The sequence below is a fragment of the Dorea longicatena genome (assembly GCF_024168045.1).
GTDB lineage: Bacteria > Bacillota > Clostridia > Lachnospirales > Lachnospiraceae > Dorea_A.
The window spans coordinates 879,439-899,156 of the sequence record NZ_CP100126.1 but is presented as its reverse complement, the minus strand read 5'-3'; the positions used below and the strand labels follow the sequence as shown (position 1 = coordinate 899,156).

Genomic DNA, 19,718 nt, shown 5'->3' with positions numbered 1-19,718 from the left:
TACACTATAATCAACTTATCTAACAAGACTATACAAAAAACTATAATCACAGATATGAGGTAATGAGTATGTTAAGAGAGATTAATCTGGATGAAATATCCGATGGGAAATTATACAGCAGCAACGATATGGCCAGGACTGACTGCAAAGGCTGTGACGGTTGCTCCGCCTGCTGTCACGGTATGGGAAGTTCCATCATCCTTGATCCACTGGATGTGTACCGGCTTTCCATCAATCTGTCAAAACCAGTGAATGAACTCCTGGCCGGTCCGCTGGAACTGAATGTGGCAGACGGGATCATTCTTCCGAATCTGAAGATGACCGGAACCAAAGAGGCCTGTTCTTTCCTTGATGCGGACGGACGGTGTACGGTTCATGCATTCCGTCCCGGAATCTGCCGCATGTTCCCTCTGGGACGTTTTTATGAAAACCATTCTTTCCAATATTTCTTACAGGTACATGAATGTCCGAAAACGGATCGTTCTAAAGTAAAGATCAAAAAATGGCTGGATACACCGAATCTGAAAACCTACGAGAAATATATTGCTGACTGGCATTTCTTTCTGAAAGGGCTTCAGAAATACGTTATGAATCTTACTTCTGATTCTTCTTCAAATTCTGATTCAACTGCCAGAACAATCAGTATGCATGTGCTGACACAATTTTATCTGACGCCTTATGGGGAAGATGGGAATTTTTATGAGGAATTTTATGAGAGGCTGGAGAAGTCGCAGCTTTTTACTCAATCGCTTGGGATTTAATTCAGAAAGGCACGACGACCCGGACCTGCATAAAAAGTAGGAAGCCGTTCCTGTTCAGGTTCCGTCGGCGGGAAATACTAAAGCGTCAAAATTATGCTAAAAACGGGCTTCCGAAATTTGCAACTAGCCATTCGGCTCAAACAGGCAAATTTCGAAAACCCAACGCATAATTTTGACGCTTAACTATTTCCAACACCTTCTTCACATTCACTGGAACGGCTTCCTACTTTTTATTCCGTGGGTGTCGAATGCCTTACGAATGAAATGGCAATTGCGTAACGGTTGTGGCTTCCACCGGGTTACACTTCCGGGCATTTTATTTATTAACATTCGCTGCCAGTCACGACTTGAAGGAAACAATAGATAAGGATTATTGTGAATGTGGAATGCCGTTAGAAACAATTAGAGAGTCAGAAGCACCGTTAAAGGAACGAAGCGAACGTGTTTGAGGCGAACGCCGAGTTTGAGCGTAGTTCCTTTGCTTTTAGGTGATTCTGACTCTCTTAATGTTTCTTATGGTATGGAACCTGAACAAGAAGCCTTATCTATTGTTTCCTTCAAGGACTGAGAGGCCGCTTCCCCGTTCATAAATTAAATCCCAATATCCCCTTCCAACTTTGAGGTACAATGTGGACATCTGGTTGCCGTAATTGCAATCTCACTCTTGCAAAACGGGCATTCTTTTGTTGTCTTTTCTTCGACTTCTTCCTCTGTGTGTTTCAGTTTTTCTGCAAATCCGTTCATAACTTTCATCATAATGAATACAATCAAAGCCATGATCAGGAAATTAATGACTGTAGAAATGAATTTGCCATAATTCAGTGTAACTTCTCCCAGAAGATTCACTTTCAACTGATCAAAGTTCATTCCTCCGAACAATCCAAGAATTGGATTAATGATATCATCTACCAGGGATGATACAATACTTGTAAATGCACCTCCGATAATGATACCTACTGCCATGTCCATGACATTACCACGGCTGATAAATTCTTTGAATTCATTCATGAATTTTTTCATAGTGCGCTTTATCCTTTCCTCATTTGTCTCTCATTTTTGATATATCTTCTTTTTTCATCTTACCATCTTTGCAATTCAATGGTCAATGCTTTCTTCTATATCACTTTATTTGTCCAGAATCCGCTGGATTTCTTCCAGATCCTCCGCAAAATATATTCCCTCCTGCTTTTCCGCAGAAGAAAGATCCATCTCGATCATATGCTCCAGAAGCTGCTTCAGACTGTCGTAATATCCGTTCAGATTATAAAGAATACATGGCGCATCCAAATGTTTTAACGATACTTTAGACATCACCTCCGTGATCTCTTCCAGTGTTCCCGTTCCTCCCGGAAATGCAATGAACGCCTCTCCAAGTTCTATCATCTTTGCCTTTCTTTCCGACATATCTTTCGTCGTGATCAGTTCCGTAATCTCGTCATACACAAATCCTGCATCAATAAAAAACTGTGGCTCTACCCCGATCACTTTACCACCGGCCTGTAATACACTTTCTGCAAGTTCTCCCATCAGACCGGATTTTGAACCGCCATATACAAGAGTATTTCCGTTTGTTCCGATCCACGCTCCCAACTCGCGCACTGTTTCTTTTAAAAATGGATCATTTCCTTCATTTGCTCCAAGGTATACTGTAATATTCATTTTATACTTCTCCTTGTAAATCTTCTATTATCTTTCGAATAATGTCTGATGCATATGGATGAAAAGAGGATCACCCGTTCTCTTCCCGGCAACCCTCTTTTCCATTCATTATAATTCTATATAGATTTCTTATTTCATCACAATATTAATGATCTTCTTCGGAACATAGATCTCTTTGATCACATTTCCTGTCAGCTTATCAGCAATTGCTTCTTTACCTGCTGCAAGTGCTTCTTCTTTTGATGCATCTGCTGAGATTTCAATAACTGCTTTTGTCTTTCCGTTGATCTGTACCGGAACTTTGATCTCATCGTCTTTCATGGCGTGCTCATCGTATTTTGGCCATCCGGCTTTGAATACGCTCTCTGTGTGTCCCAGTTCTTCCCACAGTTCTTCCGCAACATGTGGCGCGAATGGAGACAGGAGTACTGCCATTGTAGACAATGTCTCTTTATCGATTCCGCCCTCTTTCTTGGCAATCTCGATCAGTTTGTTATTGTGTTCCATGAATGCTGAGATTACCGTATTCAGGCTGAAGCTTTCCAGACGTGTTGTTACATCGTATATCAGTTTATGACGCTCTTTGATCATCTCTTTTGTAGCTGTAATGTCTGCATCTTTGCTGTCCATAACAAGGTTCCATACACGTTTCAGGAAACGGTTTACTCCGTCGATTCCTCTGTCATCCCACTCAGCATCTAACTCCGGTGGTCCAACGAAGAGTTCATACATTCTTAAAGAGTCACATCCATAGTCTCTTACCAGATCGTCCGGTGATACGACATTTCCTTTTGACTTACTCATCTTGATACCATTCTTACCAGTGATCATTCCCTGATTGAACAGTTTGTGGAATGGCTCATCAAAATCTACTACCCCGATATCATATAAGAACTTGGTGTAGAAACGTGAGTACAGAAGGTGAAGAACTGCATGTTCTACTCCTCCGATATACATATCTACAGGAAGCATCTCATCTGCTTTTTCTCTTGATACCAGTTCTTTATCATTGTGGTTATCTACGTAACGCAGGAAGTACCATGAAGATCCTGCCCACTGCGGCATTGTGTTTGTCTCTCTCTTCGCATCAGCTCCACACTGAGGGCATTTGCAGTTTACCCACTCATCAATTGCAGCAAGCGGGGATTCTCCAGTTCCTGTAGGTTCGTAAGATTCTACTTCCGGCAGACGGAGTGGAAGTTCTTCTTCCGGCACCGGTACATTTCCACATTTCGGACAATGTACGATCGGGATTGGCTCTCCCCAGTATCTCTGACGTGAGAATACCCAGTCACGCAGTTTGAAGTTCACTGTTGCGCGTCCGATTCCACGCTCTTCGATCATATGCGGAGCTTCTTTCTTCAGTACAGAAGATTCCTGTCCATTCCATTCTCCGGAATTGATCATTGTTCCAACAGCGTCTGTGTAAGCCTCTGTCATATTCTCAATCTCTTTTCCGTCTTTTGCAATTACCTGGATGATCGGAATATTGAACTTTGTAGCAAATTCAAAGTCACGGTCATCATGAGCCGGTACACACATAATTGCTCCTGTACCATAGTCAGCAAGTACATAATCAGACAGCCAGATTGGAACTTTCGCCCCGTTGATTGGATTGATTGCATAGCTACCTGTGAATACACCTGTCTTTTCCTTATCCTGCATACGATCTACATTCGACTTCATAGAAGCATCATAAATGTACTGTTCTACTGCTTCTCTTGTCTCGTCATTTGCAAGGCTCTTAGCCAGTTCATGCTCCGGTGCCAGAACCATAAATGTTGCTCCGTATAAAGTATCCGGTCTTGTTGTGTAAACAGTAATCTTCTCGTCTCTTCCTTCTACAGGGAAATCAACCTCTGCTCCGTAAGACTTTCCGATCCAGTCAGCCTGCATCTTCTTAACCTTCTCCGGCCAGTCCAGCTTATCCAGATCATTCAACAGTCTGTCTGCGTATTTTGTAATCTTTAACATCCACTGACGAAGGTTCTTCTTTGTAACCTCAGCACCGCAACGTTCACATTTTCCGCCAACCACTTCTTCGTTAGCAAGTCCTGTCTTACATGAAGGGCACCAGTTGATTGGGAATTCTTTCTCGTATGCAAGTCCTTCTTTGAACATCTTAACGAAGATCCACTGTGTCCATTTGTAGAAGTTCGGATCTGTTGTATTTACTTCTCTGTCCCAGTCGTAGAGAGCTGCGATCTCATTGATCTGACGTTTGATATTCTTAATATTGGCAGCTGTTGAGATCTCCGGGTGAACGCCCATCTTAATTGCGTAGTTCTCAGCCGGAAGTCCGAATGCATCCCATCCCATTGGATGAATGATGTAATAACCCTGCTGTAATTTATAGCGGCTCCATACATCAGAGATTACATATCCTCTCCAGTGACCTACATGAAGTCCATTTCCTGATGGATACGGGAACATATCCAGACAGTAATATTTTTCTTTCTTATTTCCATCTTCATCAAACTGGACGTTTACCGGGTTTTCTTCCCATTTTTCACGCCACTTTTTTTCAATTGCCTTATGATTATAAGGGATCTTTGACATTTTTTTGTCCTCCTGTTTTTATATGGTAACTGATTTTATTACAGGAATACACATCCTATAATAAAAATAAAAAAGCCTGTTCATCTCATTATAAGAGACGAAAAAGGCTTATATTCCGTGGTACCACTCTTCTTCACCCGACATTACCTGCCAGATGCACTCATTTTTCTTCTATAACGGGAAGCACCCGCTTCTGCCTATGTGATCTTCAGTAAATCTGTTCAGCAAAAGGACTCTGAGGTGAGTTGGGAGTCTTCGTCTGCTGTCTCGCACCAACCGACAGTTCTCTTATCAGACACCGGACCCTTAATACTCCTCTTCTGCGTCTTTTCAATATTCTTCATTATTATATGAAGAATGTTAAAATAAGTCAAGACCTGTCTTCAAGAAAGTACAGAAATACCTCGCAGATTCCTCATATTTTTCATCACATGCTTTCAATTATTTTCCTGTCGGAAAGTTAACATTTTAGCCAAAAAAATTGTCAGAAAATTCATTTTTTTAGTTGTTCTCACCAGTTTCTTAGTGTATAATAAGGATAAGTAATTACTACTGATACAGATCAGTAAATATGATACATAAAGGAGAGTGTTTACCATGGTTTATTTATTAGCAGGTCCGAAAGGAACAGGAAAAACACAGCAGATGATCGAGCAGGCCAATGAGGCTGCGAAAAAATGCAATGGAAATGTTGTATTTATCAAAAAAACACACCGCGATACAGCAAGTGTAACATTTGATATCCGCACAATTTGTATGGATGATTTCCCGGCAATCACAAACATTGACGAATATATCGGATTTTTATATGGTATGTACAGTTCTAATCACGATATCGAGTATGTATTTATCGATGGTATCTTAAAACACGCTGATATCTCACTGGATAATATTCCGGCATTTATTGACCGCCTGAAACAGGTTTCCAAAGAATGTGAAGTTGAATTCTATGTCAGCATCAGTGCAAACAAAGAGGAACTTGCTGACGTAAATACAGAAGGATGCAAATATCTGAACTAATCTTTCTTATTGAGACAGAATGATCCGACAGTCCATTTTACAAATGGACTGTCGTTTTATGTCACAATAAGATATAAAAAACAAAAAGGCAGGTCTGACAATCCTGCCATGTACAGGAGAGAAAACGTATGAGCGGAATTAAAGATGCAAAAAAGAAAAGGGCACGCAGAAGGCGCAAGAGACAGATTCAGCGTATCCTGCTGATTATTGCCATGATACTGATCCTGATCGGATTCCTATTCCTGATCCGGGCCGCAGTCCATGCTGTTGTAAACAAATTCACCGGTCCTACTGTCACAACCTCAGCAGACAAAACTGCCGGTTCCCCAAAAAACAAAAAAACGACTGCAAAAAAAAGCAGCAAAAAAAAGAAATCTTCAAAAAAGAACACTCAAAAAAAGAAGTCTTCCGAAAAAAAGTCTTCTGAAAAAGACACCGTAGAATTAAAAACGGTAACACTCAGTAAAAAGGGAAAGAACAATACGGACAAGCTTTCTCTTACCATCAGCTCAACCGGAGACTGTACGCTTGGAACCGATGAAAGTTTCAACTATTCTGCCAGCCTGAATGCGTACTATGAATCACATGGTGCTGATTATTTCTTCCAGCATGTCAGATCCATTTTTAAAAAAGACGACCTGTCCATTGTTAATATGGAAGGAACCCTCACTGACGAGACAGCCCGTGAGGCAAAAACCTTTGCTTTTAAAGCTCCTGCCGAATATGCTTCCATCCTTTCCGGAAGTTCTATTGAAGCAGCCAATCTCGCCAACAACCACAGTCATGATTATGGCGAGAAGAGTTATACCGACACGATTTCCGCACTGGAGGATGCCGGAATTGCTTCCTTCGGTTATAACCGTATCAAGATTTTAAAGATAAAAGGTATAAAAGTCGGTGTCACCGGAATCTATGAACTTGCAGACCATCAAAAACGTGCATCTCAGGTGAAGCAAAATATCAAAGCCCTGAAAAAAGCCGGTGCACAGGTCATCATCGTGAATTTCCACTGGGGAATCGAAAAGCAGTATACACCGGATGAAAACCAGAAGGCTCTCGCACATCTTGCTGTCGATGAAGGTGCGGATCTTGTGATCGGGCACCACCCACATGTACTTGAAGGTATTGAAGAATATAATGGAAAATACATCTGCTATAGTCTTGGTAATTTCTGCTTTGGCGGCAATTCAACACCAAGTGATACGGACAGCATGATCGTGCAGCAGACATTTACTTTTAATAAAAAAGGAAAATTAACGAAAAGCAGTAAATTAAACATTATCCCTTGTTCTATCTCTTCTTCCAGCGGCTATAACGACTACTGCCCTGTTCCGCTTACCGGAGACGCAAAGCAGCGTGTACTTGACAAGATCTCGCAGTATAGTGAAGGATTATAAGATTATAATATCGACAGATTATCAATATAAAAAGCTTCGCAGGAATATGCATTGCACATACTTGCGAAGCTTTTTTTCTGTCTTATTTTATTTTTTATTATCCAATCAACATCTCATAAATCAGGACCATCAAAGGCATCGTAATGATACAGCATATTACTGACATTACATTGATCACACTGGCGTATCTGGAATCTTTTTCATAAATCTGTGCAAGCTGTGTGACCATTGCTGCTGCCGGGGCTGCAGTTGCGATCAGTACGATCATCAGAATATACTCCGCATCCGGATGTAACCCGGTCCGCTCCAGTCCCGCAAAAGCAATTGCCGCAATTAACGGGAACAGGATCAGCCGAATCATACAGATCAGATACGGACGCTTCTGCCGGAACACCCACCTTAGATCTACATCACCAATCACCATTCCGATCACCATCATGCTCGCCGGACTGATCATATCGCCAAACCCGCTGACACAGCTGTCGATCACTGCCGGAAGACGGATCTCCAGCGCAAAAAGTGCAATTCCTATTATCATTGCGATTACATTCGGATTACACAGAATCTTACGAATATTCAGGTTCTTCTCCTGCCCGATCAGATTTACGCCGTGTGTCCACATCAATATCGTCTGCACCAGAATAAATGCCGTCGTATAAAACACCCATTCCTCGCCCAGTACCGCCGATACCAGCGGAATCACCAGATATCCTGCATTTGTATAAATAATGGATGCCTTCTCTATGCTGTTAAAATGAATTATATATGATAATAATTCCGAACCCACGATCAGGATCACATGCACAATTACCGACATCCCAACCGCGATCATAAGCCCTTTTATCTTGTCGTCCGTCAGTTCAATCTGAAATGCATGTACGACTACACATGGATTGCAGATATACACAACCATATTTGAAATGATCCGGCTGTCTTCCGTCTTAAAAAGTCCGGCTCTGACCACTCCGAATCCAACCGCCATTGTCAGAAACATAGCTATGATCTGTTCCGCGAGAAGTATACTAATCTCCATGACTCTCTCATTCCTTATATCTTTTCGGTAAAATGTATCACCAGCTATTATTCCTGTGCATCTGCCTCTTCTTTATCAGAATCTGTTTTTTCTTTTGCATCTTTACCGGTATTTAACTTTGTCACTGTATTGACATCCTTATCCTCTTTATACGTTACCGTCACCTGTTCTCCCAGCTCACATCGAATCACATCTATGATATCTGCTACTGATACATCATAGATCGCGTCAGAATTCTCCAGCATCAGATAATAATGAGAATTTCCATCCAGAACAGCCTGCGCAATCTTCGTGATCTTTCCGGATACCTCTTCTTCCTTCCGCGTATCCTTTTCCTGTTCTTTCACACCATTTTTCAACAGTAATTCATTATAATTCTCCTGACACTGACTGACACTGTCACCAATTGCAACGATCTGATACTTCTGGACATTAACCATTGCATATTTCTTCACCAGACCGGAATCGTCTTTTAATGCGACAAAATAGGTCGGCTCACCGGCAATATTCAATAAGAGCGGGAATGTTGCCTGATATTTCAGGTTCTGAACCTGTCCTTCTGCCGATGACATGGCTGAAGATTCTGTCGCACCTTCTACTTTGTAGTATTTTGTCTCCATTGTGCGTTGATTTGCCAGAACAAATCCAACATTCGACTGATCTCCGTTAACAGATGTAACTCCGGTATACATCCATACATCATCATTTAATGCCAGATAGTTATAACCATCCGTTGTCTCCAGACAGTCTTTCTGACTCAGTACACTGTTAAAGAAGCCATGTTTCAATGTTCCGTAATAATCGAACAGATTCACCAGCAGGTCTGCGGAATATACACGGTCTACCCACTGTGGTACATTTCCGACATCATAGGTCTTCGTCTTTCCTGTCACTGCATTACATATAACAACTTTTCCAACCGTCTCACCACCGAATAATCCGATGTTAAATTTCTTTACCGGAGCGATCCAGTACGGATCACCATTTTCATCAATTTCAAAACTCAATTCACCGTAAATGTATGTCGGATGTGCAAAACGCAGATGGCGGTAAATATTACGGTTAAAATGATCACTTGTTGTATATTTCATACCCTGTTTCAGTTTTACAAGCTCCGTAGACTGATTTGCCATATTGATCCGGATATACGCCGGAATTCCTTCCCCCTGATTCGTAAACCATTTGATCAGATTTGCGTATTTTAACGGGGTAACACGTACCGGATTCCCCTTGTAGTTAATCTGACTGTAAATGTCATCTGCCTCAAACTGGGATACCATATCTACCATACTGCCCATCTTACGGTCACCGAGAAGTGCTGCCGTATCTTTATCCAGAAGCGGGATCTTGTCAAATGACAGTTCCTCTACATCTTTTGCAAATTCCCCTTCTTTGACCGTCATAAGTTTCTGGTATTTCTTTGCATTTACAACCGGTGAAGACAGCAGTGTTCCAAGCAGGTATACCGCTCCAAGAACCACCACTACTCCAAGAAAAACTTTTACTACTTTATTTTCTTTGATCTCGTACCTGTTCATTTTCTTTCTTCCCAGGTACAAAACTGCCAGTATCACCAAAAAGATCATGATGAAAAACCATGTCTCTGATGAATGAATATTGATAGCCGGAATTGCGGCATAGTAATAGATTCCAGCCATGATCACAACAATGGCTGCGATCATCATTTTGTTTTTACCTTTCATACTTCTCTCCTCTCATGCAAAAAAGCCTGCCCTTTACGTTACGGCTTTTCCTGCATCCTTTTATATATAGAAAATCAGACGGCACTAAAAAAGCCGCCTGTTATTCTAGAATTTTCTGCGCCACGCCGGTGCTGTAAACAGTACCAGGAACGGGAATATCTCCAAACGTCCCGCCAGCATGTCAAAGCATAATATTAATTTTGAGAGCGGTGAGAACTCTGCAAAATTCCCCATCGGTCCGACCTGCGCCATACCCGGTCCGACATTTCCAAGTGTAGTAAGTACTGCACTGAACGTTGTCTCAAAATCAAAATTGTCCAGAGAAACCAGCACAACTGATCCGATCAGAATACCTACATATGCAATAAAATAAATATAAATCGTGCGCAGCACATCTGAACTTACCTTTTTCCCGCCAATGCGTATAATACCCACAGACTTCGGATGAGCCAGCTGCACAATCTCTCTCTTTACACACTTGATTCCGACCAGCAGACGTGACACCTTGATTCCACCGCCGGTGGAAGATGCACAGGCTCCTATTACCGTCAGCATCATAAGCACCGCTTTGGAAAACATCGGCCATTGTGCAAAATCAGCCGTCGAATATCCGGTTGTTGTTATAACCGTAACCACCTGAAAAACCGCATAGCGGAAAGATTTTCCAATCGTCGGATATAACGAATGGATATTGAGCATGATCGCTGCCGTAGCACCTGCAATCAGCAAAATGTATGTCCTGAGCTCTTCGTTTTTCAGGATAGATTTAAAATCACCCAATATCATAAAATAGAACAATGCAAAATTGACTCCAAATAATGCGCAGAAAACGGTGATCACACCATCGATATATGCACTGTTAAAATGTGCCACACTGTCCGCATAGTTTGAAAATCCACCGGTTCCGGCAGATCCAAACGAAAATATCATACTGTCAAACAGATTCATTCCTCCGATGACGAGAAATACCATTTCTATCACAGTAAGGGTCAGATACATTCCATATAAAATCCTTGCGGTAGACATTGCTTTCGGTACTAACTTATCTTTCTCAGGTCCCGGCACTTCCGCACGCATCAGATGCATGGAATTCTTTCTGTCCAGAGATGTCACGACAAGCACAAAAACCAGTACTCCCATACCTCCGATCCAGTGGGTAAAGCTCCGCCAGAACAACAGGCAGTGAGGCAATACTTCCACATCCGGGATAATACTTGATCCGGTTGTTGTAAAACCTGAAACTGTTTCAAAAAATGCATCTACATAACTAGGTATATACCCGGAAAGGGTGAATGGCATTGCTCCGAATAAAGACCACAAAATCCATGCCAGAGCAACGATCACCATCCCTTCCTTTCCGTAAATCTGGCCATGTTCCGGTCTTTTTCTTCCGGCCACCAAAAACAGCAGGCATAATATAGCAATTGGTATCAGAAAGACAATTCCACATTTTTCCTGATATATAACTGCAACAAGAACAGGTACAAGCAAAAGAGCCGCCTCTACTCCAAGCATTCTACACAAAATATATCTTACTATTTTTGTATTCATAACTTTTTGTCCGTCTCCTTATTCTGTATATTATTCCAGGATATCGCTGAACTTATCCACATGATCCATTGTAACAACTACTACGCTGTCCCCTACTTCCAGGTGATCTTCACCATTCGGGATAATAATCCGTCTTTTTCTTCCAATACAGGCAATCAGATTATTTTTCTTTGTCCGCAATTCACGGAGCGGTACATTCGTAAAACTGCATTCACATTTCACAATGAACTCAAGTGCTTCTACTTTACCACCCAAAAGCTGATACATGGATTCTACGTTTGCATTACTTGCAGATTCATTTCTTGCTCTTACATAACTTATGATCGCATCTGCGGTCGCACTTTTTGCTGACACAATAGAGTCAATTCCCAGTCCCTCTACCATCTGTGCACGGGAATCTTCATTTACTTTTGCCACAATTTTATTAACACCCTGCAGCTTTGCAAACAATGCCATAATAATATTCTCTTCATCCATTCCGGTCAATGCGATCAATGCATCTGCTTCATTGATCCCTTCTTCTACAAGAAGTTCATGATCTGCAGCATCTCCGTTAATAATCGTTGCTTTGGGAAGAAGCTCACAAAGTTCTTCACATCTCTTTATATTCTGTTCTATGATCTTTACCTGCATGCCGACCTGCAGCAACTGCATTGCCAGATAAAAGCATACATGTCCACCTCCACAGATCAATACTTTTTTTACTTTTGCATTTCGATGACCCAGTGCCCTGAAAAATGACTTCAGATTCTGATGCGCGGCAACGATATGCATCTTATCTCCTTTTTCCAGAACAAAATTTCCATCCGGAATATAGATCTCTTTTCCTCTTTTTACTGCACATACCAGGATTTTAATCTGGAACTTCCGGTATACTTCCGCAAGAGAAAGCCCTGCAAGTGCACTGTTCTCCCTTACGACAAATTCTACCAGTTCTACACGTCCCTTCATGAATGTCTCTACTTTACTTGTCTCCGGGAAAAGCAGTACTCTGGATATCTCATTTGCCGCCGCACGTTCCGGATTAACCGCCATACTCAGATGAAGATCCTCTTTCAACAGATCGATCTGTCGGTAATAGATTGGATTTCTTACACGTGCGATCGTATGTCTGGCACCTAATCGCTTAGCCAGCAGACAGCTCAACATGTTAAGTTCATCTGTGGATGCACAGGCAATCACAAGATCCGCATGCGGTACATCCGCCTGTCTCTGCACCTCTACATCTGCTCCATTTCCTGTAATACAGAAAATATCAAGTTCATTCACTGCTTCTTTTAATTTCCCCTCATTTTGATCAATCAAAACCACATCATAATTTTCTTCGGACAGCTGGGTTGTCAATTTATGACCAACTTTTCCATCCCCAATAATCACAATTTTCATTCCCTGACCTCACAATTATCCACGCATATCTTTTTTGTCATCAAGATACCGGTATTTTAATACAAGAGATTATAGCATCTTTGTTTCAAGAAAAAAAGCCCTTACGGGCTTTTCTTCTATTTTAACATTTTCTTAACTGATTACTCCTCTTTTGCACGCTTAGCAATCTCTGCTTCCTGTACATCTGACGGTGCCTGTTCATAACGTGCAAATTCATAAGAATATACACCTCTTCCACCTGTCATAGATCTTAATACAGTACAGTATCCAAAGAGTCCCGTCATCGGGATATCTGCCACGATTTCCTGCCTTCCACCGGAAACCGGATTCATACCGAGTACACGTCCGCGTCTCTTATTCAGATCGCCCATAACATCTCCGGTATAATCATCCGGAATCGTAACCGTAAGAGACGCAATTGGTTCCAGCAATACCGGAGAAGCTTCCATGAAGCCTTTCTTGAATGCCTGGACTGTTGCTGTCTTGAATGCCATCTCGGATGAATCCACCGGATGATAAGAGCCATCATATAATACGGCTTTCACACCGACTACCGGATATCCTGCAAGAGGACCTTTTACAACTGCTTCCTGCAAGCCTTTTTCAACTGCCGGGAAATAATTCTTCGGAACAGCTCCGCCGACAACTTCTTCTTCGAATACATAAGGCGTCTCCAGATCACCGGACGCTTCGAATCTCATCTTGACATGACCATACTGTCCATGACCTCCGGACTGTTTCTTATATTTGGAATCTACGTCAGATTTCTTCTTGATCGTCTCACGGAAAGCTACCTTTGGTGTCTCCAGTCTGATCTCACATTTATAACGTGCAGCAAGTTTACTTGCCGTAATCTCCAGATGCTGGTCTCCCATTCCATAAAGAAGTGTCTGACGGTTCTCACTGTCATTGACTGTTTTCAGTGTTACATCTTCTGCCATCATCTTCTGTAATGCCTGAGATACTTTATCTTCATCTCCTTTATTGTTGCAGACATATTTCATATATGTATATGGTTTGGAATATTCTGTCTTTCCATACATCACCGGTGTATTTTTAGTAGAAAGCGTATCTCCTGTCTTTGTATTTGCAAGCTTTGCAATTGCTCCGATATCTCCTGCAAACAACTCACTGACCTCGGTCGGTTTATTTCCCACCATTGTATAAATCTTTCCAAGTTTTGCTTCTGCATCGGAATCTCCGTTATACAAAATATCGTCCCCTTTTAATACTCCGGAACATACTTTCACGAACGAATACTTTCCGATAAACGGATCTACCATTGTCTTGAATACATATGCTGATTTTGCTTTTGCAAAGTCATAATTGCCTTCAAAGATCTCATTCGTCTTGCGGTTGATTCCTGCACAGCTTCTGCTGTCCGGACTCGGGAAGAATCTTACGATATCAGAAAGCAAATTGGCAACTCCCTGCGCCTGGATATTAGATCCCATTGCAACCGGTACGATATCTCCGTCCATAACTTCCGTACGCATTGCAGAACGGATCTCTTCTACAGAGAATTCATCTCCTTCAAAATATCTTTCCATAAACGCTTCACTGGTCTCTGCAACTGCCTCCAGTAATTTATCACGGTAGATCTCCAGATTCGGTTTACAATATTCCGGAATCTCACATTCTTCTCTCTGTCCTACGCCTGTATAACGTCTTGCTGCATTCTTAATAACGTTCACATATCCTACCAGTTTTTCATTCTCACGGATCGGCTGGAAGTGTGGTGCGATCACCTTTCCGTAACGTTCCGTCAGATCCTGTACTACCTGACGGAAGCTCGCATCATCCACATCCATCTCTGTTACATATACCATTCTCGGAAGTTTGTACTTATCACAGAGTTCCCATGCCTTCTCTGTTCCGACTTCCACACCTGCCTTGCCTGATACAACGATAACGGCTGCATCGGCAGCACTTACAGCTTCTTCGACTTCTCCCACAAAATCGAAATATCCCGGTGTATCCAGAATATTAATCTTCGCTTTCTCCCATTCGATCGGAACCAAGCTTGTACTGATCGAAAATTCACGTTTTTGCTCTTCTTTATCAAAATCACTGATCGTGTTGCCATCTGCAATCTTTCCCATTCGGCTTGTTGCCCCTGATACATATGCCATGGCCTCTGCAAGACTGGTCTTTCCGCTTCCACCGTGTCCTAAGAGAACCACGTTCCTGATTTCGTCCGTTCTGTAAACTTTCATATAGCTGCCTCCTTATTTTGGTAAAATCTCATGTAAATATTGTACTAAACTTTTGCTTTTTTTACAACACTTTTATACACTTTAACCATATCATTTTTGTATTTATTTTTAAATATATGTAATTTTATACTTATTTCTGAATTTTCTTTACAATTTTATCATACAGTTTGCATCATTTTCCACCGTTTCTGCACATTGCTTTTTCGCTTTAAAGTATTATAGTGTTGACAAATTCATCTGTCGCACGTTACAATAGAAACTAAGTTTTTTGATTATGAATTATTCACACTGTTTATTCGTAATTTTTTATAAATATATTCTAACTTGCCGGAAGGAGAATCTATCATGAAACAAAAAATCGGTTTTATCGGACTCGGACTGATCGGCGGTTCTATCGCAAAAGCCGTCCGCCAGTACTATCCTGATTACGAAATTGTGGCTTTCGATAAAAATAAAGAAGCCCTTGCCCTTGCAACCCAGGAATCTGTCATCGATGTGGCAGCAACCACGATTGACAATAATTTCCATAATTGTAACTATATATTCTTATGCGCACCTGTTGCATCTAATACTGCTTATCTCAAACAACTGACAGAATATCTGGATGATGACTGCATTCTTACAGATGTAGGAAGTGTAAAAGCGAACATCCATGAGGAAGTACAGACACTCGGTATCGGAAAATACTTTATCGGGGGACATCCGATGGCCGGTTCTGAAAAAAGCGGATACAGTAATTCCAAGGCAATGTTGATTGAAAATGCATATTTTATTCTGACACCGACCAACCAGGTCGCCCATGAAAAGGTGGAAGCCTATGAAAAATTTGTAGAAAGCCTGAAAGCACTCCCGGTTATCCTTGATTATCGGGTACATGACCAGATTACCGGAACGATCAGTCATCTGCCTCATATCATTGCATCTACACTCGTCAACTTTGTTAAAACACATGACACCAAAGATGAGATGATGAAGAATCTTGCCGCCGGGGGATTTAAAGATATCACACGTATTGCTTCTTCATCACCGGTCATGTGGCAGAATATCTGTCTGAAGAACAAGGATAATATCGTAAAGATTCTGGATCAGTACATCGACTCCCTCGAAGATTTCAAAGAAGCGGTCGAACGTGAAGATGACCTGGATCTTTATACCCGATTTGAATCGTCCAGGAATTATCGCAATTCCATGCCTTCGTCCTCTGCGGGACCTATCAAAAAATCGTTTGCCGTATACTGTGATATCATTGATGAAGCCGGTGGTATCGCTGCTATTGCAACAATCCTTGCATCTAATAATATCAGCATCAAAAATATTGGAATTGTACACAACAGAGAATTTGAAGAAGGGGTTCTGCGTATTGAATTTTACGACGAAGATTCCAGCAAACGCGCCGTAGGATTACTGCAGAAATTCAGGTATATTGTATATGAACGTTAGAACAATCCGTCCTGTAAAGGGATTAAAGGGAGAAGTAACGATACCGGGAGATAAATCCATCTCTCATCGTTCTATTATGTTAGGTTCCATTGCACTTGGAACCACAGAGATCACACATTTTCTGGAAGGCGCAGACTGTCTGTCTACCATTGACTGCTTCCGCAGGATGGGTGTGGAGATTGAGAAGAAACCATCCTGCATCCTGGTGCATGGTAAAGGATTACGGGGACTTAATGCACCTGCTTCTACTTTAAATGTAGGAAACAGCGGAACAACCACGCGTCTGATCTCCGGAATTCTATCTGGGCAGAACTTTGCAACAACATTATCCGGAGATGCTTCTCTGAATTCCAGACCAATGAAACGTATTATGACACCTTTAAACAGCATGGGGGCTCACATCACCAGTCTGAATGATAACGATTGTGCACCTCTCCGAATCGAACCGGGAGAATTGCACGGTATCCATTATCAGTCTCCGGTTGCATCCGCACAGGTAAAATCAGCCGTCCTTTTGGCCGGTCTTTATGCGGAGGGTCCGACTTCTGTCACAGAGCCAGCTCTTTCGCGCAACCATACAGAACTGATGTTACAGGGATTCGGTGCATGTGTTGCAACAGATCTTCATACAGACGGAACTGCAACTGCTCATGTAGAACCTTGTAAAGAGCTTTTCGGTCAGCAGATCTGCGTACCCGGAGATATCTCTTCTGCTGCTTACTTTATTGCTGCCGCACTTCTGGTTCCTGGCTCGGAGCTTCTGGTCAGAAATGTCGGGACCAACTTCACACGTGCCGGATTCTTAAAGGTCTGCAAAGATATGGGCGCCGACATTGAGACAATCAGCCAGACTTTCGAAGGTGGGGAAGGACGTGCGGATCTTCTTGTACGTCACAGCCGCTTAAAAGGAACTGTGATCGAAGGTGATACCATCCCGACTCTGATCGATGAGATCCCGATGATTGCGGTCATGGCTGCTTTTGCCGAGGGTCAGACAGTGATCAAAGATGCTGCTGAATTAAAGGTGAAAGAAACGAACCGTATCGATACGGTTACTGCCGGATTAAAGGCTATGGGTGCTGATATCACACCGACGGATGATGGTATGATCATTGAGGGAACCGGCCATCTTGGCGGTGCTTCTATCCAGAGTTATCTGGATCACCGAATTGCGATGGCGTTCTCGATTGCCGGGCTCGCTGCTGACGGAGAAACACAGATTATAGACAGTCAGTGTGTGGATGTGTCCTATCCGGAATTTTATGCGACATTAAATTTAATTGGGATTTAATTTATTAACGGGGAAACGGCCTCTCAGTCCTTGAAGGAAACAATAGATAAGGCTTCTTGTTCAGGTTCCATACCATAAGAAACACTAAGAGAGCCAAAATCACCTAAAAGCAAAGGAACTACGCTCAAACTCGGCGTTCGCCTCAAACACGTTCGCTTCGTTCCTTTAACGGTGCTTCTGACTCTCTAATTGTTTCTAACGGCATTCCACATTCACAATAATCCTTATCTATTGTTTCCTTCAAGTCGTGACTGGCAGCGGATGTTAATAAATGAAATGCCCGGAAGTGTAACCCGGTGGAGGCCACTACGGTTACGCATTTGTCATTTCATTCGTAAGGCATTTGATACCCACGGAATAAAAAGTAGGAAGCCGTTCCAGTGAATGTGGAGAAGGTGTTGGAAATAGTTAAGCTTCAAAATTATGCGTTGGGTTTTCAAAATTTGACTGTCTGAGGCGTATGCCGAGTTTCAAATTTTGAAAGCCTGCTTTTAGAAGAATTTTGCCCCTTTAGAATTGACCCGCCGATGGAACCTGAGCAGGAACGCCTTTCCAAGCTTTATTCCGGTTCGGGTATCCACAGCCTTCCTGAATTAAATCCCAATTAAATTAACATCCCTCTCTCTTCCGCAATCTTAAGCAGTTCCTCTGCTTTCTGATTCATCTTTCCGGTTTTGACTCCGGCATTGATCACTTTTTTGCATTGTTCCATCATTTCTAATGCTTTTCGGTAGGTCTCGCAGGATATTGGCTCGTATGGTTCTTCACTGATGATCTCGGATGCGAGCAGTCTTGCGAGCTGATAGTCGCACTCGCCCGGATATAGGATTCCGGCAGCAAATGGGATTCCGGCTTTCTGAAGTTTCCGGTAAACCGGAATTCCGGTTCCACAAGATGAGAGGACGAAAACTTCCGGTTTTCCCACTACCCTTGGAAGTTCCACACTTCCAAAGCATGGATCATAATAACCATTATCAATCCCATACAGCTCCCTTATTTTTTCTTCCGTAAATATTTCTTCCGGGTTTCCAAAGCCTGCAATCCTGTCTCCTTTTACGCAGACTACTTTATCTGAAATTTTCTGTGCCAGATCGATCTCATGCAGGGACATGATCACTGTTATTTCTTTTTCTTTTGCCATCTTTCTTAAGATTTCCAGCAGTTCCAATTTATGCCGGATGTCCAGATAGGATGTCGGCTCATCTAAGATCATGACTTCCGGTTCCTGACAGATGGCTCTTGCCAATAATATACGCTGTCTCTGTCCATCACTGATTTCCAGAAAATTCCGGATTCCTAATTCCTGAGCATGCACAGCCATCAATGCTTCATCCACCTTGTTTTCGTCTTCCCCGGAAAGGACTCCCAATCTTCCGGTATACGGGTAGCGCCCTGTCGCCACTACATCGTGACAGGTCATCAGTTCCGGTTTCATCCGTTCTGTCAGCATTACTGCCACCTTCCTGGCCATACTCTTATAAGAGAGCTTCCGTATCTCATCTGAATCTAGATAGACTTCGCCTCCGATCAGTTTCAACTGTCTGGTAACGCTCTTTAATATGGTAGATTTTCCCGCACCATTTGGTCCGATCAGGGTAACGATCTCCCCCTTTTTTATATCCAGATTGATATCACGGATCAACACCTTTCCCTGATATCCTACAGAAAGGTCTTTCGTCTTTATATAATAATCTTTCATTTC

Annotated in this window: 14 protein-coding genes and 1 other annotated feature; of the genes, 5 read left to right on the top strand and 9 right to left on the bottom strand. The window is 42.2% G+C overall.

The features are described 5' to 3' along the window. Nucleotides 1-68: 68 nt before the first annotated feature. Entirely contained in the window at nt 69-761 is a 693-nt protein-coding gene (locus tag NKF87_RS04345; protein ID WP_117597118.1) for a YkgJ family cysteine cluster protein, read from the top strand. 591 nt (nt 762-1,352) lie between these two features. On the opposite strand, the gene mscL is transcribed toward NKF87_RS04345, so the two are convergent. The 3 genes from mscL to leuS all read right to left on the bottom strand — a co-directional run bounded on the left by mscL (nt 1,353) and on the right by leuS (nt 4,979). Next, on the bottom strand, nt 1,353-1,781 hold the full coding sequence (mscL, locus tag NKF87_RS04340) for a large conductance mechanosensitive channel protein MscL (protein ID WP_117597115.1): 429 nt from the start codon (nt 1,779-1,781) through the stop codon (nt 1,353-1,355). A gap of 105 nt (nt 1,782-1,886) precedes the next feature. Then, complete coding sequence (locus tag NKF87_RS04335; RefSeq protein ID WP_117597112.1) at nt 1,887-2,420, bottom strand: TIGR00730 family Rossman fold protein; 534 nt, start codon at nt 2,418-2,420, stop codon at nt 1,887-1,889. Between the two features lie 129 nt (nt 2,421-2,549). Next, nucleotides 2,550-4,979 carry a leucine--tRNA ligase gene (gene leuS, locus NKF87_RS04330; protein WP_055281387.1) on the bottom strand — a complete coding sequence of 810 codons (2,430 nt, stop codon included), beginning with the start codon at nt 4,977-4,979 and terminating at the stop codon, nt 2,550-2,552. 90 nt (nt 4,980-5,069) lie between these two features. Continuing rightward, nucleotides 5,070-5,311, bottom strand: a binding site (T-box leader). Between the two features lie 265 nt (nt 5,312-5,576). Between leuS and NKF87_RS04325 the strand changes: the two genes are divergently transcribed. After that, on the top strand, nt 5,577-5,999 hold the full coding sequence (locus tag NKF87_RS04325) for a hypothetical protein (RefSeq protein WP_028088234.1): 423 nt from the start codon (nt 5,577-5,579) through the stop codon (nt 5,997-5,999). Nucleotides 6,000-6,127: 128 nt separating this feature from the next. Next, a complete protein-coding gene (locus NKF87_RS04320) occupies nt 6,128-7,396 on the top strand; it encodes a CapA family protein (protein ID WP_117597107.1) in 1,269 nt (422 codons plus the stop codon). A 97-nt stretch (nt 7,397-7,493) separates the two neighbouring features. Here NKF87_RS04320 and NKF87_RS04315 read toward each other — a convergent pair whose 3' ends face one another. From NKF87_RS04315 to NKF87_RS04295, 5 genes are all read right to left on the bottom strand, one after another. Further along, complete coding sequence (locus tag NKF87_RS04315; protein ID WP_117597104.1) at nt 7,494-8,429, bottom strand: AEC family transporter; 936 nt, start codon at nt 8,427-8,429, stop codon at nt 7,494-7,496. Between the two features lie 47 nt (nt 8,430-8,476). After that, nucleotides 8,477-10,132, bottom strand: coding sequence for a CvpA family protein (locus NKF87_RS04310; RefSeq protein ID WP_253584058.1), 1,656 nt, complete (start codon nt 10,130-10,132; stop codon nt 8,477-8,479). A 105-nt stretch (nt 10,133-10,237) separates the two neighbouring features. Next, on the bottom strand, nt 10,238-11,683 hold the full coding sequence (locus NKF87_RS04305; protein ID WP_253584056.1) for a TrkH family potassium uptake protein: 1,446 nt from the start codon (nt 11,681-11,683) through the stop codon (nt 10,238-10,240). 30 nt (nt 11,684-11,713) lie between these two features. Then, nucleotides 11,714-13,069 carry a Trk system potassium transporter TrkA gene (gene trkA / locus NKF87_RS04300; RefSeq protein ID WP_118310228.1) on the bottom strand — a complete coding sequence of 452 codons (1,356 nt, stop codon included), beginning with the start codon at nt 13,067-13,069 and terminating at the stop codon, nt 11,714-11,716. Between the two features lie 140 nt (nt 13,070-13,209). Then, a complete protein-coding gene (locus NKF87_RS04295) occupies nt 13,210-15,285 on the bottom strand; it encodes an elongation factor G (protein ID WP_055281375.1) in 2,076 nt (691 codons plus the stop codon). A gap of 345 nt (nt 15,286-15,630) precedes the next feature. Here NKF87_RS04295 and NKF87_RS04290 point away from each other — a divergent pair, with 345 nt between their 5' ends. Together NKF87_RS04290 and aroA are read left to right on the top strand one after the other, a co-directional pair. Next, entirely contained in the window at nt 15,631-16,725 is a 1,095-nt protein-coding gene (locus NKF87_RS04290; RefSeq protein ID WP_118310229.1) for a prephenate dehydrogenase, read from the top strand. Then, nucleotides 16,715-18,016 (top strand): 3-phosphoshikimate 1-carboxyvinyltransferase, encoded by a 1,302-nt coding sequence (aroA, locus tag NKF87_RS04285; RefSeq protein ID WP_117597091.1) that lies wholly within the window; start codon nt 16,715-16,717, stop codon nt 18,014-18,016. The genes NKF87_RS04290 and aroA overlap by 11 nt, the downstream gene beginning before the upstream one ends. Before the next feature lie 604 nt (nt 18,017-18,620). Here the strand turns inward: aroA and NKF87_RS04280 are convergent. Then, nucleotides 18,621-19,715: an ABC transporter ATP-binding protein gene (locus tag NKF87_RS04280; RefSeq protein WP_117597089.1), complete on the bottom strand. Its 1,095-nt coding sequence runs from the start codon at nt 19,713-19,715 to the stop codon at nt 18,621-18,623. Nucleotides 19,716-19,718 lie beyond the last annotated feature (3 nt).

Coding starts and splice junctions, on each gene's coding strand:
- aroA (WP_117597091.1), top strand. CDS start 16,715: ATGAACGTTAGAACAATCCGTCCTGTAAAGGGATTAAAGGGAGAAGTA.
- NKF87_RS04310 (WP_253584058.1), bottom strand. CDS start 10,132: ATGAAAGGTAAAAACAAAATGATGATCGCAGCCATTGTTGTGATCATG.
- NKF87_RS04305 (WP_253584056.1), bottom strand. CDS start 11,683: ATGAATACAAAAATAGTAAGATATATTTTGTGTAGAATGCTTGGAGTA.
- NKF87_RS04280 (WP_117597089.1), bottom strand. CDS start 19,715: ATGAAAGATTATTATATAAAGACGAAAGACCTTTCTGTAGGATATCAG.
- NKF87_RS04290 (WP_118310229.1), top strand. CDS start 15,631: ATGAAACAAAAAATCGGTTTTATCGGACTCGGACTGATCGGCGGTTCT.
- NKF87_RS04295 (WP_055281375.1), bottom strand. CDS start 15,285: ATGAAAGTTTACAGAACGGACGAAATCAGGAACGTGGTTCTCTTAGGA.
- trkA (WP_118310228.1), bottom strand. CDS start 13,069: ATGAAAATTGTGATTATTGGGGATGGAAAAGTTGGTCATAAATTGACA.
- NKF87_RS04325 (WP_028088234.1), top strand. CDS start 5,577: ATGGTTTATTTATTAGCAGGTCCGAAAGGAACAGGAAAAACACAGCAG.
- leuS (WP_055281387.1), bottom strand. CDS start 4,979: ATGTCAAAGATCCCTTATAATCATAAGGCAATTGAAAAAAAGTGGCGT.
- NKF87_RS04335 (WP_117597112.1), bottom strand. CDS start 2,420: ATGAATATTACAGTATACCTTGGAGCAAATGAAGGAAATGATCCATTT.
- mscL (WP_117597115.1), bottom strand. CDS start 1,781: ATGAAAAAATTCATGAATGAATTCAAAGAATTTATCAGCCGTGGTAAT.
- NKF87_RS04345 (WP_117597118.1), top strand. CDS start 69: ATGTTAAGAGAGATTAATCTGGATGAAATATCCGATGGGAAATTATAC.
- NKF87_RS04320 (WP_117597107.1), top strand. CDS start 6,128: ATGAGCGGAATTAAAGATGCAAAAAAGAAAAGGGCACGCAGAAGGCGC.
- NKF87_RS04315 (WP_117597104.1), bottom strand. CDS start 8,429: ATGGAGATTAGTATACTTCTCGCGGAACAGATCATAGCTATGTTTCTG.